The sequence below is a fragment of the Sphingomonas sp. H160509 genome, assembly GCF_024124765.2.
Taxonomy (GTDB): domain Bacteria; phylum Pseudomonadota; class Alphaproteobacteria; order Sphingomonadales; family Sphingomonadaceae; genus Sphingomonas.
Window position 1 is genome coordinate 316,297 of record NZ_JAMXSR020000002.1, and the last position, 13,699, is coordinate 329,995.

General features: G+C 64.6%; 11 protein-coding genes and 1 pseudogene. 3 read left to right on the forward strand and 9 right to left on the reverse strand.

What is annotated here, in order from left to right; all coding sequences use genetic code 11:
• Window positions 1–662 precede the first annotated feature (662 nt).
• Entirely contained in the window at window positions 663–1,151 is a 489-nt protein-coding gene (locus tag NHF48_RS03205; protein WP_253070208.1) for a YfaP family protein, read from the reverse strand.
• On the opposite strand from NHF48_RS03205, the gene NHF48_RS03210 reads away from it, so the two are divergent.
• Window positions 1,108–1,599 carry a hypothetical protein gene (locus NHF48_RS03210; RefSeq protein WP_253070209.1) on the forward strand — a complete coding sequence of 164 codons (492 nt, stop codon included), beginning with the start codon at window positions 1,108–1,110 and terminating at the stop codon, window positions 1,597–1,599. The two genes, NHF48_RS03205 and NHF48_RS03210, sit on opposite strands and share 44 nt — an antisense overlap.
• A gap of 156 nt (window positions 1,600–1,755) precedes the next feature.
• Here NHF48_RS03210 and NHF48_RS03215 read toward each other — a convergent pair whose 3' ends face one another.
• The 3 genes from NHF48_RS03215 to NHF48_RS03225 form a co-directional block, all read right to left on the reverse strand.
• Window positions 1,756–3,498: a VIT domain-containing protein gene (locus NHF48_RS03215; protein WP_253070210.1), complete on the reverse strand. Its 1,743-nt coding sequence runs from the start codon at window positions 3,496–3,498 to the stop codon at window positions 1,756–1,758.
• Window positions 3,499–4,313: 815 nt separating this feature from the next.
• Window positions 4,314–5,549, reverse strand: a complete 1,236-nt coding sequence (locus tag NHF48_RS03220) for a zinc-dependent alcohol dehydrogenase family protein (RefSeq protein ID WP_253070211.1) — start codon at window positions 5,547–5,549, stop codon at window positions 4,314–4,316.
• A 54-nt stretch (window positions 5,550–5,603) separates the two neighbouring features.
• Entirely contained in the window at window positions 5,604–6,371 is a 768-nt protein-coding gene (locus NHF48_RS03225) for an NADPH-dependent F420 reductase (protein WP_263817015.1), read from the reverse strand.
• A gap of 87 nt (window positions 6,372–6,458) precedes the next feature.
• On the opposite strand from NHF48_RS03225, the gene NHF48_RS03230 reads away from it, so the two are divergent.
• Window positions 6,459–6,839 carry a winged helix-turn-helix transcriptional regulator gene (locus NHF48_RS03230; RefSeq protein ID WP_056485754.1) on the forward strand — a complete coding sequence of 127 codons (381 nt, stop codon included), beginning with the start codon at window positions 6,459–6,461 and terminating at the stop codon, window positions 6,837–6,839.
• A gap of 257 nt (window positions 6,840–7,096) precedes the next feature.
• Here NHF48_RS03230 and NHF48_RS03235 read toward each other — a convergent pair whose 3' ends face one another.
• The 5 genes and pseudogenes from NHF48_RS03235 to coxB all read right to left on the reverse strand — a co-directional run bounded on the left by NHF48_RS03235 (window position 7,097) and on the right by coxB (window position 12,682).
• Window positions 7,097–8,158, reverse strand: coding sequence for a c-type cytochrome (locus tag NHF48_RS03235; protein ID WP_253070213.1), 1,062 nt, complete (start codon window positions 8,156–8,158; stop codon window positions 7,097–7,099).
• Window positions 8,155–8,775, reverse strand: coding sequence for a cytochrome c oxidase assembly protein (locus NHF48_RS03240; RefSeq protein ID WP_253070214.1), 621 nt, complete (start codon window positions 8,773–8,775; stop codon window positions 8,155–8,157). The genes NHF48_RS03235 and NHF48_RS03240 overlap by 4 nt, the downstream gene beginning before the upstream one ends.
• Window positions 8,772–9,173 (reverse strand): hypothetical protein, encoded by a 402-nt coding sequence (locus NHF48_RS03245; protein ID WP_253070215.1) that lies wholly within the window; start codon window positions 9,171–9,173, stop codon window positions 8,772–8,774. The genes NHF48_RS03240 and NHF48_RS03245 overlap by 4 nt, the downstream gene beginning before the upstream one ends.
• Window positions 9,170–11,717 (reverse strand): annotated as a pseudogene (gene ctaD / locus NHF48_RS03250) (cytochrome c oxidase subunit I). Before ctaD ends, NHF48_RS03245 begins: the two are co-directional and overlap by 4 nt.
• On the reverse strand, window positions 11,714–12,682 hold the full coding sequence (gene coxB / locus NHF48_RS03255; RefSeq protein WP_253072323.1) for a cytochrome c oxidase subunit II: 969 nt from the start codon (window positions 12,680–12,682) through the stop codon (window positions 11,714–11,716). Before coxB ends, ctaD begins: the two are co-directional and overlap by 4 nt.
• A 486-nt stretch (window positions 12,683–13,168) precedes the next feature.
• Between coxB and NHF48_RS03260 the strand changes: the two genes are divergently transcribed.
• Window positions 13,169–13,483 (forward strand): DUF6966 domain-containing protein, encoded by a 315-nt coding sequence (locus NHF48_RS03260; protein ID WP_253070216.1) that lies wholly within the window; start codon window positions 13,169–13,171, stop codon window positions 13,481–13,483.
• The last annotated feature ends 216 nt before the right edge of the window (window positions 13,484–13,699 follow it).

Genomic DNA, 13,699 nt, shown 5'->3' on the forward strand with positions numbered 1-13,699 from the left:
TACGCATCTGGCATTCTCCTACCCGGGGGCCGGGCTGCGTGAAACTGCGGCGTCCTATGCCGCTCGTCAACGGTTGCTTCATGCCGCCCGTTGAAAGTGAATTCGCTGGTCGGTGCGGGTGAGGCGGGACAGCTCCCCCTAAGCCAAGCACTGATTTACAAAGGGCTGGTCGATGCTCGCCGCCACCACGCCCTCGCAGCTTTGTGCTTGGGCTGCTCTAGTATCAGCTGTAGCCCCTCACAGCGCTGTGGATCAGATCGGCGTTCGTTTCTGCCATCTTGTGGGCGATGTAGGGCGCGCGCGGTTGAGCCTTTGCCCCTTCGCGTGCTTCGCCGTTGGCAAGGTGGCCACATGCTCACCGCCGGGCTAATCACGCTCCACCTCATCACAGCTGTCGTGATCTCACTGGTGCTGAGGTTTCAAAAGCCGCCAGTCGGCTCTCCTCTCAGTTCTGAAAAGGTCGCGCCCCATCTTTGGACTGAAACGCGATCAGTTTGGCACATTAACGAATGGCGGAAGTTGGGAAGCCGATAGTCGCACGGGAATGACCGGTTGTTGGTCAATGCGCCGACATTCGTCAGGCCTTCGCGAATCCCTCCTCGGCCACATGCGATCTACAGGTCGTTTTGCCCGCGCTGGAGAGCTGGTCTCGCCAACGCGGGTTATCTTCCGACCCGCAGGGTCGCCACTGGCTTCGTGTCATCTTCGTTGTCCCGATCCCGCCCGTTCTGGAACGATAGGTCGAGATCGACCAGTTCCTGCGCCTCGCTAGCGCGCGCGAAGTTGCGTTGCAGGCGGATCAGCACGTGACCGGGGCCGTTCGGATTGATCCGGTCGGCGTCGTAGCCATTGATGCGCACCCGGTACGGACCGGCCGGGGCGCGGCGGATGGCGTATTCCTCCGGCCCATAGCCGTCGGTCATGTCGTTGGATATCTGTCCACCGGCGCTGCTCCGCTTGTTCGAATACATGACGCGCTCGCCATTGGGCTCGTCGATCCAAAGGTCGATGTCGGCGTCGTCGGCTGTCCATTCGATCACGATGCGCGCATCGGTGTCGGTCAGGCCGACGAGGCGCTTATCGAGCGTCCAGCGCCCGCCTGCTGCCTTGATCGGCACGACCAGCGCGTTCGCCTCCATCAGAGCGATCACCTCTATTCCGTCGAAGTCGCCCGACGCGGGGGTTCAGGGCGGTGTCGACCAAAAGCTGGAATGCGCGCTCCAGGTCGCCTCGTCCCGCTCGGCCGGCAGCCCGGCCACGGGCAGCGAGCGCCAGCGCGAGGTCGCGGTCCGGCTGGGGCCGGAACTCCGCATTGGCGGCGGCGAGCTGCTCCGTGAGCTCGACGGCGCGATCGAAGGCACGGTCGCGCTCGAGGCGGAAGGCAACGATCTGACGCGTCTCGTCGTCGCTGCTTGGCAGTTCCAGGGCGGACAGCAGCAGCAACGCGGCGGTGGCCGCATCGCCCTTCAGCCGGAACCACTCTGCCGTATCGAGGTAGAAAGTCGGCACGGAACCGTACTGACGTTCCTGCTCGAGGAGCACGGCAAATCGCTCGGCGGGGGGCGCCATTGTCGAGCGCAGCGATATAGGGGCGCCTAGCAATCAGGTCCGCCATGTCGAGCTTTATCGCAACGGGAGGCGGCTCCTGCGCGGTCGAAAGCAGATCCTGGCGGACGGCGCTGGTGACGACGATGTTGCCTGATCCGCTTTTCTCGGCGACAGGCGGGGCGGGTGCCGCGATCATGCGCGGCGGCGTCATGACAGCCGGCTGGCCCGGTTCGGACGTGGGCGAAGGAGGCGACGGTGCTGGCGGCGGAGGCGGCGGAGGCGGGGGGCGGAGGAGGGGGCCATATCGCCTACCTCGTCGCGGCGCATGCGTTTCGCCTGATCGCGGGAGGCCGGCACGAAGCGTGTGTTCCACCAGGCGCGTCGGTCGCGCCACTGGCCGAGTACGAAGTCGAGCCGCGCTTGCCGGGCATCGCGACGCGCGTTGTCCCGACCCCGCTTGGCCTCACCATATTGCGCCAGCCATTCCTTGCTGAAGCCGTCCGGCGGGGTCAGGTCGGCGCGCAGATACTGGTCGGGGCGCTCCAGCACCAGAAACGACATGCCGGGGCCGGCGACCTGATAACGGCGTGCAGTGTTCGCCATGGCGGGGTGTTGTGCAGGGTCGTCCGCGAGCTCTGCGACACGCGCCGCGGCCCAGAGCGCCGCGGGTCCCTCGGTGGCGATCGATGCAGCCCCGACACTGTAACGCCGCTCGCCACCGCCGCTGAGCCGCACCACCACGTCCCCCGCAGCCGGCATTAGCCCCACGAGAAGCCATTGGCCCGGACCAGTCGGCATGGCGCGTGCGTCGATCCGCCGTCCAGCCGCGTCGCGGACAGAGACGGGAGTCGCTTCGCCCGCGCTGAGGCTGTCCAGGGCCTTGTCCTCGCCGCCGGCGGCCAGGCGGACGACGGCGCCGCCCGTGCGCTGTGTTAGCCGCCCGAGCCGTGCGCCGTTTGCGCTTGGTGCGGCGGTAAGGGCTGCGAGCCGACAATCGGGCACAAAGGTGGCGCCGCGATCGATCGTGACCTCTCCGTCGGACACCAGCACGCATCGCGTCGCCGCGGGCAGTGCCAGCGCATCGAGCTTGGCGAGCGAGGTGCCGCCGCGATAGGTGACGCGAGCAAGCGCCGCCCGCAGAGCCGCAGCGTTCGCGATCGTTGCGACCTGCGGCCGGTCGCTCGCGAAAGTGATGAGGTCGATGGCAGCGGGCGCGGTCCGTTCGGCAAGGCGCACCAGCACGTCGACCTCCAGATCGGTCCGGGCCGCGCGGTGGGAGAGCGAGCGGTCCCAATAGACGCGCAGCCGTCCGCCACGCGCCGACGGCTTAGGCTCGCCCGTTGCGCGGTCGGCGATCGCGAAAAAAGCCTGCCCGCCCGGATGGTGCGTGACAACCATCGGTGCGGTAACCGTGCCGCCGGTAATCGTCAGCCCCTCACGCACCACCGCACGGCCGAGCATAGCTTCCCCCCGCCAGCTCTCACCGCTCCGCGTCAGGCCGAGTGGCTGGCCGGCGAAGCGGACGGAGGGCGCAGTGGCATAACGGTCGGCATTGACCGCCACCGTTACCCGCCCGATCGCCGTGTCGCGCGCGAACGGCAACACCAGCCCCACGGCCGGGTCGAACGCCGCGACGAAGGTCAGTCGGAAGCGGCGGGAATGCGCAGCGTCCACGGGAAAGATGCGCGTGGTGAATCGGTTGCCGACGACCTCCGCCAGCCCGGGATCAATGCCCGCACGCACCTCGTCCTCATAGACGTTGCGTGCCTTCGGCGCCTCGAGCAACTGGCCGGGGATCATCCTGCCGCCGACGTCGAGCGCATAGCCGGTAACGACAGCATCGGCGGGAAGCGTCAGTGCGAGGTTCGCCTCATGCCCGTCCGCGTCGTCCGAGCCGATTAGCATCTCGACCGAAACGTCGGCGATGCGGCCGACGAGGTGCGTGCGCACGTCGAGTGCGTCAATGCGCAGGTGGACCGCCGGTCCATCGTCGCGCCGGATACCGCGCTCCGCCTCGCTCAGCGTCGGATTGCTCTGTGCCCAGGATGCAGAGGGACAGGGTGGCGATGGCGACCGCCAGCATCATGAAACGAGACACGGTGCTGCTCTCCCTCAACCTAACAGCGAGACTGGCAAGCTTTGCACCTGGGAGCAACCAGGTGAGCAGTTAAACTGAACGGCTGGACATGAACGAGTGTCTGAAGCTGGGAACGCTGCAGCCGTCGCCGAACGACCGCTTCTGGGTCTGGCCGGAAGGTCTCAGGCGGGGCACGTTCGCCCAATCATGGACGTTGACACCGCACTTCTAACTGCCCGATAACGGACGTTGATCGTGTGTCCGGTGACGCACACCGTCAGTGCAGGGAGATTGTCGTGAAGCGTCGACTTATCTTAGCCGCCTGTACTTCGATGATGTTCGCGCCGTTCGCAGCTAACATCTATCTCATGGAAAACCGTCCGGTGGTGGCCGTAGGCCCCCGTTGGCGGCCATTCCTGCCGATTGGCTTTGCGGGCGCGTGTATTCGGGACCTTACTGCGTCGAAATAACCGAACGCGACAGGCATCTCGAAAGGTGGTCAATCCTGTTGTTGGTCCTTTTGGGTTTGCCCGCCCTTCTTTGTCAGATACCCGACGTGTTGAAACGACAAAGATCGAGCGCGGCATCTCACGCGTCGGAACGTCGGATTTTCAAACAATAGGCGGCCATTCCGTTATTCTTCCCACATCACGACATTCGCGAGCGGATAGCCGGGCTTTAAAACCGGTTATTCGCAAGATGAACCAACGTCCGAAGTTGGGAAGCGCGGGAAGAGGTATGAGTGTCCACTTGTGGGTCTGGCCGGAAGCCGGAAGGCAGGGTGCCTTCGCTCAAAAGCTGTCGTTCGATGAGCAAACCCAAAGCCAGAAGGTGCCGTTCGTTCAGCTCGAACGCTGATGTGGCAGTCGTAGTCGCTCGACTGCCACGCCCATTTTATATCGAGAGAACCTTTAGAGCCCTCCCGATAACAGATCAGACAATCACGACGATCTTGCCGATCTGCTCGTTGGACTCGAGGAAGCGGGTCGCTTCCCTGAATCTGGTCGAACGGGAATGTCCGCGAGACCAGTGGGTCCAGCTTGCCGCTTTCTAGACCCTCGGTGATAAACGCCTTTGCTCGCGCAAGCGCGTCGTCATCGCCGACAATCTCGGTGTAGAGGTAGCCCTTGATCGTCAGGCTCTTGCCCAGCACTGCGAATTGCGGAAACGGCCCGTCGTCCGGGCTTAGGGCACCGTATTCCAGCAGAATGCCACCCACGGCCATGACCTCGGCGAATTGGGCGATGGCAGGACCCCCGATCGGATCGAACACCACGCGGGCACCCTTTCCGCCGGTGATCTCCTTTACACGCGCTGCGAGGTCGCCGTCGGCGGTGGCGATCACATGATGAGCACCGGCATCAGTCAGCGCCTGCGCCTTGGCGTTCGTACGGGTAGTCGCAATCACCGTCGCCTTGACGCTGCGAGCCACCTGGATCGCCGCGATGCCAACGCTACTCGATGCGGCTGACACGATGACGAATTCCTCTGCGGTGACCTTCGCCTGATCGATAAGCGCACCCCAGGCGGTGACATACTGCATCCAGGAGGCTGCTGCCTTCTCGAATGAGAGGGCGGCGGGGTGCTTGACGACGTAGCGCGCCGGGATGTTGATGATCTCGCCGTAGGTCGACCAGCGCGACATATCGAGCGTCGGGATGACGCTGACGGCGTCACCCTCCGCGAAACCAGACACGTCGCTGCCAATGGCCTTGACCGTGCCTGCGGCCTCGTAGCCCAGCCGCGAGGGGAACTCCGCTTCTTGCAGGTAAGCGCCGTTGCGGAACATTACCTCTGCGCGGTTCAAGCCGATCGCTCTGACTGCGATCTGCACCTCATCAGCGGCAGGTGCAGGAACCTCGATGTCATCGATGCGCAGCACGTCTGCGGGGCCGTATTCGTGAAAGCGTACAACGCGGGTCATGGTCTGATCCTCTGGTAGATGATGGCTATTGAAATGAAGCGGTTCGGCCGGCGTTTACATGTTGATGGCGCGGACGAGGCGAACGCCCCAGTCCTCGTCAGGGTTCGTGGTTCCGTCACCCAAGCGCTCTTGCATCACCGCGACCGCCAGGTCCCGGCGCTTGGGGAGCCTGTCCTTCTCCGCAGCGTCGAGAGCCGCAGGAATCTCGGCAAGGGTCAGGTCGGTGCAATAGACTGGCGCGCCGGCTTGCTGACGCCACGAGGCCGCCAGCGAGCCGGCATCGAAGGCATCCAGGCCGGTATCGCTGACCAACTCCATCGTGACCTGCCGATCGCGCTCACGATCCGCTGCAACGGGGATGGCGATCCGATCCGGTGTCCCTGCCGACTTGCCCTTCTTGGCAAGAGAGGCGGAGCCGATCGCATTCCATGCCTTTGCGATCGGGCGGCCAAGTTGCTCAGCCACCCACAGGCTTTCGACCTGTCCGTCCTCGATCGCCTGGATCTTGGAGTCCCGGAACGGGTAATAGTTGGAGGTGTCGATCACGACCGTCTCGTCAGGCAGGCGAGCCACCAACGGTGCAATTGCGGCAATACGGTTGAGAGGTATCGAGAGGATGACGACCTCGACATCGGTCAGCGCATCCTCCGTCGTTACGGCGCGGGCGCCGGCTGACAGGAGCTCGGGATCGATCGTCTCGGGCCCGCGAGAGTTGGCCACCTTCACCTCATGGCCCGCCTCGCTCAACCTCGTGACGAGTGTCTTGCCGATATGCCCTGTCCCAAGAATGCCAATCTTCAAGTGTCGTTCCTCTGCGATCATTGCCTCGCACCGGAAATTATGGTCAGGTACCAGAAGCGACAAGAACCTACCGAAAGGTGGGTTACCCACCAAAAAGGTAAGTGGCCTATGCAGCGTGACTGGCAATGCGAGGACCCACAGCAGCAGCTTGTCTGGGCTGCGGCGACCAGCGAGGCCCTCCGCGTCCTGGAGGGAAAGTGGAAGATGGTGATCATCTTCCAACTGTTTGCTGCACGGGCCCCTTTGCGCTTCTCCGAGCTGGAACGACGTGTCGAAGGCGTGAATCAGAAGATGCTTATTCAACAGCTAAAAGAACTTGAGAAGGACGGGATCGTCACCCGGACGATCTATCCCCAGGTTCCACCCAGGGTCGAATATGCGCTGAGCGAGATCGGCCTGGCACTCGGGCCGTCTATTGAAGCCCTGATTGATTGGACGTTCATGCGACGTGAGGCCGAGACGTCGGCTAAATCGGGAGAACAAGGATAAGTGTAGCTTAGACGGCTGCTAATTCGATTGAAGCACTAAAAGCGGATGGCCGCTTTCCTCTCCCATCACGACATTCGCGAGCGGATAGCCGCCCTCCGAAATCGGTCATTCGCAAAGATGAACCAGCGTCCGAAGTTGGGAAGCAAGGGGAGGGGGCGTGAGCGTACGATTGTGGGTCTGCATCAAGATCGCCGCTAGGGATCGAGCGCTAAACTATGATCGCGGGCACGCTTAGGCACGAAGCTTAAGCCTTTTGTTCAAGACTCGACGGCACCGCCTGTGCGGTAATTCAGCGGCCCGCCAGATAATGCGCCAGCGGATCGATCATATCCTCGGGGATGCGGCGGGCGATGACCGGCATCGTCGACTGGGACTTCCGCGCGTCGACCACCGTCTCGTCGCCGCGCCAGTTGCGGAGGCGTTGGGCGATGTAGCTGGCGCGCTGGCCGGCGAGGACGGGGTAGGGCTTGCCGGGAGAATGGCAGCTTGCGCAGGCGGGGGAGCTGCACCTTCGGCAACCCCTCGCGGTTGATCTTCGCGGCATCAGCCGAGCCCAACGGCGTTGCGCGGCCGATGCCTGGCATCGCGGCGAAGTGATCGGCGAGCCGCGTCATGTCCTCGGGCGTCAGCGTCGCGGCGGCGTTTGCCATCACCGCGCTCTGGCGCTTGCCGGTTGCGTAGGCCTCCAGTGCGGCGCGCAGATATGCCGGGCTCTGCCCGCCGAGCACGGGCATGTCGGACTGGCCGCGGCCACGTCCGTCGGCACCGTGACAGCCGGCGCAGGTCGCGATCCTGGCATCGGTGACGCCCGACACTTCGGTCAGCGAGCGATAGGTCGCAGGCGTCATTTCGGGGAGCATGCGGACGAAGGCGACCATGCGGCGGAGTTCGTCGTCGCGGTCCTTGGCGGCCCAGCCGGGCATGCCGGTGTATTTTACGCCGTGCTTGAGGATCCAGAAGATCTGCTTGTCGGTCCACTCGCGTGCGTTGACCGACAGGTCTGGGGCGGGCGGGGTCGCGGCCTGCATTACGGGGAGCGGGCGGACGCCGGGGGCGCCGTGGCACGAGGCGCAGCTTGCCTTGAACAGGCCGGCGGCACTGACGAGACCCTCGTTCGCCTTGGGATCGTCGGGGGCGGTGACGGCGGCGTAGGTGCGGACCGAGTTGCGCATCGTCCAGTGGAGGAACCAGTCGGTGATCTTCCAATGGCCCGACGACGCGGCGATGTTGAACACGCCCGACCAGGCGAACAACAGCCCGGCAAGCGCCAGTCCGACGATGGCGGCGGCGGCGCGCGCCCAGGTAATCCGGATCGTCATGCGGTCGCGCTCCGTGTCTTCAACAGTCCGCCGAGCATTGCGAGCCCGCCGATGAAATAACTCGCCGCGCCGACCATCAGCATGACGACGCCGCCGAGCTGCTGGTCTTCGAGCGCGTCGAGGCCGTGTGTTGCCGGGTGCATGGCCATCATTGCGTAGAGCGGTCGCGGGGCGAGGCCGATCAGCGCTCCGAGCAGGGTCATGTGCATCGATGTCAGCAGCAACGCGGCAACCCCCGACGCGCGACGGTCGGTGGCGCCGCCAATGCGGGTGCCGAGCACTGCGCTCCAGAGAAGGACGCCGGCGATGAGGAAGCTCGCCTGTTCGATGAGTAGCGCGAGCGGCTGCATGTCGACGCGGAGCCTCAGCGCGGGGAGGTGCCAGAGCCAGACGATAACGAGTTCGACGAGCGACATCGCGAGCGGGGTCACCACCGCGGGCCAGCGCTCGGCGGGATCGAAGTTGCTCCCGGCAACCCCGTACGTCAGGAACGGCGCGGTGACGGCGACCGCGATCATGTGACCCGCCATGTGGCCGACCATCCCGAGCGGCGCCGCGGCGAATGCCCAGCCGAGCGGGACTAGCGCGGCGCCCAGGACGAGGCTCGCACGCCTCATCGACAATCGCCGAACATGATGACGGGCAGCGCCGTGAAGATCACCGCGACGAAGCTCAGCCCGGCCAGCAACCGCGTCGATAGCGCGAGGAAACGGAGGCGGTCGATCGCCGTGCCCTGTTCGTGCGGGGCCGGATCGCCCGGCGTCTCCGACTGGACGCGCGCGATATAGCCCGCCGCGACGATCCCCAGCAGCGCGAAGATCGTCGCGATCAGCGTCGCAAGCGGGAAGCCGGTCAATGCCGTTCCCGGGGTCGGCGATTTCGCGCAGGTCACTGCCACCCACAGGTAACAGAAGAGGAAATGCACGGCCCAGATCGTCGGCGGGACGATCAGCGTCCACAGCGTCACCTTCAGATCGCGCGCCCAGTGCTTCCGGTCAGACTTGGGCTCTGTCATGCGACACCCGGGAACAGGCCGATCGTGCAGAACGTCACGATGCCCGTCAGCGCGAGGAAATGGTGGTACACGGTGATGTTGCGCAGGTCCGCGTCATAGACCGGCGTCATCTTCCCCGCGAGGCTGCGCGCCAGCGTATAGGCCTGCATGATGACTCCGATCGCGGCATGCACCGCGGTCCAGATCGCCAGCGTCCAGACAATCGCGGGATAGACGTGAAGTTCGGGATCAAGGTCCGAATACCACGGCCCGGCGAGCCCGGCGAACAAGCTCGACAGCGTCGCGACGATCCCGACCACCAGCAGCGCGCGGCCCGCACCGACGTTGCCCCGCCGATGCACTTCGCGCGCGCCGACAGTGGCGGCCCAACCGGCAAGCGTCAGCGCCAGCGCGACCATCGGCCAGAACACGCCCGGCCCGTTGAGCCCGACTCCACTCGGCGGGAAATCATTGTGGATCGTCCAGAAGAAGAAATAGCCGAACACCAATCCTGAGAACGCGGTCGCGTCCGCCATCATCGTGATGAACATCGCCCACCAGCCCGGCGCCGACGGCCCCGACGTGTAGAGCGGCACCTCGATGCCGTGGCCGATATGCTTGGTCGGCTTTTCGGGGGATCTCGGCGGTGCCGGTCCATAGCCACCACAGCACGCAGGCAAGCGTCGCGACGCCGCTGACCGCCGACCAGATATACTGATGGTAGGTCGTCAGGATGAAGACGCCCGCGAGCGCGACCGCGGTCATCATCGGCTTCACGCTCGGCGTGCCGAGACGGATCACCTGCACCGGACGTGCGTCGAGCACGGTGGTGATGATCGACTCGCGCCGCATCTCCTCCGCGTCGGGCAGGAAGAAGCGTCCCTCGTCGACCTTCTGGACGAAGTTCTTCTGGTCCCAGATCGGATAGCGGCTCTCGATCAGCGGCACCGATCGGATACCCCAATCCTCGTCGTCCGGATGCGCGAGCCACTCCAGCGTGCCCGCGTTCCACGGATTGCGCGGCGCCTTCGGGCGACGCGGTGACAGCGCGAGGTCGATGCAGACGATCAGCACGCCAGCTGCGAACATGTACGAGCCCGCGGTCGAGGCGAGGTTGAGCCCGCCGATGCCGAGCTCTTCCGGATAGGTGAACACGCGGCGCGGCATGCCGAGCAGGCCCGACAGATGCATCGGGAAGAAGGTCAGGTTCATGCCCACGAACATGATCCAGAACGCGATCCGCCCAAGCCGGTCAGACAGCTTCTTCCCCGTGACCAACGGCCAGTAATAATACAGCCCGGCGAACAGCGGCAGCAGCGTGCCGCCGATCAGCACGTAGTGGAGATGCGCGACGATGAAATAGGTGTCGTGCGCCTGCCAATCGAACGGCGCGACCGCGACCATCACGCCCGTCAGGCCGCCGATCACGAACACGGCCAGGCTGCCGGACGCATAGAGCAGCGGTGTCGATTTCTTGACGTTGCCCGCCCAGAGCGTCGCGATGAACACGAAGATCTGCACCCCGGTCGGGATCGCCACCGCTTCCGACGCTGCGGCGAAGAAGGCGAGGCTGATCTTCGGCAGCCCGGTCGTGAACATGTGGTGGACCCACAACCCGAAGCTCAGGAAGGCGGTGCCGACCGCGGCCAGCACGATCCACGGATAGCCGAGCAGATGCCGCTGCGCGAAGGTCGGGATCAGCATCGCGAACAGCGCGATCGACGGCAGGAAGACGATGTAGACCTCCGGATGCCCGAAGATCCAGAACAGGTGCTGCCACAGCAGTGGATCGCCGCCCTTCTCAGCGTTGAAGAACGGCCAGTTGAGCAGCCGTTCCATCTCGAACAGCACGTCGCCCGCTATCAGCGGCGGGAACGCGAACAGGATCATCACCGCGACGACCAGGATGTACCAAGCATAGAGCGGCATCAGGTTGAGCCGCATGCCCGGCGGACGGCATTTCAGCACGCCGACGATCAGCTCGACCGCCGCAGCGACCGACGACACCTCGATGAAGCTCAAGCCCAGCATCCAGATGTCGGCGCCAAGCCCGCTGAGGTCGGTCCGCGTGGTCAGCGGCGGATACATGAACCAGCCGCCATCGGGTGCCGCATCGAAGAAGATCGAGCCCGACACGAAGACGCCGCCGATCAGGAAGCTCCAGTACCCGAACCCCGACAACCGCGGAAACGGCAGGTCGCGCGCGCCGAGCAGCTGCGGGAGCAAGATGATCGACACCGCCTCGAACATCGGCACCGCGAACAGGAACATCATCATCGAGCCGTGCAGCGTGAACAGCTGGTTGAACGTGTTCGCCGTGACGAGGTCGTTGTTGGGCACCGCCAGCTGCGTCCGCATGATCAGCGCCAGCACGCCCGCGAACAGCATGAAGCCGAACGCGGTCAGCGTGTACCACACGCCGATCCGGTTGTTGTTGACGTCGGTCCAGCGGAAGAACCAGCCCGAGGGCGGCTTCCAGACTTCACGCAGGCGATCCTCTTGGCCCTTGCGGACCGCGGGATCGTTCTGGTCGGGCGCGATATATTGGGTGCTCTCGGTGGTCATTTGAGCCCCTGAAGGTAGCTTGCGATCTGGTCGGCTTCGGCGGCCGACATCTGCGGGAAGGCCGGCATCCGCACGCCGGGCTTGGTCTTGCCCGGATCTCGGACGAACCCGGCGATGTTGGCGTGGGTCATCGGCAGCACACCCGCAGCGAGCGTCGGGCGCGACCCGAAGTGCGTCAGGTCGGGGCCGATCTTCGCGACCGGGCCGATGCCGCGGACACTGTGACAACCGCTACAGCCATAGCTCGCGAAGGCGCGTGCGCCCGGCGATGCGATGACGACGGCGGGCTTGCGCTGCTCGGCGAGCCAGCGCTCGAATGCGGCCGGCTCCATCGCGATCACGTCGAACGCCATCAGCGCGTGGCCGAGCCCGCAGAACTCCGCGCAGACGCCGCGGTACGTCCCCGCCTTGGTCGCGCGGACGACGAGGCGGTTGGTGCGGCCGGGGATCATGTCCATCTTGCCCGCCAAGCCCGGCACCCAGAAGCTGTGGATGACGTCGGGGCTGCGCAGCGACAGTTCGACCGTGCGGCCGACGGGGAGGCGCAGTTCGTTCGCGGTCTCGACCACCGATCCGCCCGGCGGCGCATAGCGCACGCGCCACCAGAATTGCTCACCCTCGACACCGATGCGGAGATCGTTGTTTGCGACTTCGCGCGGACGCATTGCTGGGAGAGCGTAGAGCAGCAGGCCCAGCAGCAGGATCGAAGGGCCGATGCCGCCGAGCCACAGCACCAGCTTCATCCCGCCCTTGTGCGTCAGCCGACCTTCCGGCGCGCGCATCGCGTGGCGCATCAGCAACGCTAGCCCGCCCGCGAGAATGATCGCGCCGATGACCAGGACGATGGTGATCGAGAGGACCTTGTCCGCCTCCTCGCCGAACGGCGCGAGCGTCGACTGGTGCCGGTTGCACGCCGCCAACAGCGGCAGGCACGCGCCCACGGAAAGAAAAATAGCCTTCCGCATCATCACCTTGCCACCCTTCAGAAGGGCGTCCCCTAGACGGAAGGGCGGGCGGGCGTAAACCCAAAATGACAGAAATGTCATGTAGGCCTGTCAGCTTGGGCGATCGTGTAGGCATGCCCGACCTAGACGTTCGGTTCGTGCCGCCGGAGCAGCCGAGTAAAAAAAGGTCGGCTGGCGATAGTCCGTCCGGCTTTCAGCGACGAGCCGGCGGCGCCGGCCGCTGAACGGCAACGTTAGCGGCCTCACTTCCCCGCAAATGCCGACGTGTTCGCGGCTTGCGGTAACCAGCGGCGTGGCGCCGCGTTCTAGCGCTTGCTCCAGTTATCAGAACAGTGCCTTGCCGGGCCTGATCTATTTAGTCTGAACGTCGCTATGTGGGGCCGTGCGGCCCTCCCAAAACCCCGCTGTCAAGGAAGCCCGGGAGCAGTAGGGCAGGGTGCGTTTGCCCCCTTGCTATCATTCCAATTGATCCGCTACGTTAGTGAAATGGCATTGCATCCGGATGTCACTCGGCTTGCTGAAACACTTGAAGCCATGACGATATTGCTGAAGCTGCACGGGGACAACGGATGGGCCGAGCAGATCGAGCGGTGTAGATCGAGTATCGCGCAATCCGACTATCACGGCGTCGACCGGCTTTTGTGCCTCTACGGTGGAATGGGATCGCTGAACGACGTGATTCTGCAATCCGGTGGAGTTGCCCCGGCAGAAGACAACGAGCGGTTTGACGCGCTTCGAACCGATGCTTGGAAAAAGACGAATGCACTGGCGCGCGACGGAGCGCGCGGGAACGGCAACTGACTTTGCATTCATGTGATTCTGGTCGACCGAAACTAGCGTTGACGCGGAGGTTGTCACCGCAAGAAATAGTCCTTGCGGCGCTGCCGATTGATGGCCGCGGCTGGTCTGGCACGTCACGCAGGTCCAAGGCGCAGCAGACTCATGACGTTGACCTTCGGCGATGTCTTCGCCGCAGACTGCACAGTTTCAGGCATCGGATATGTTCTGAGACGCGCG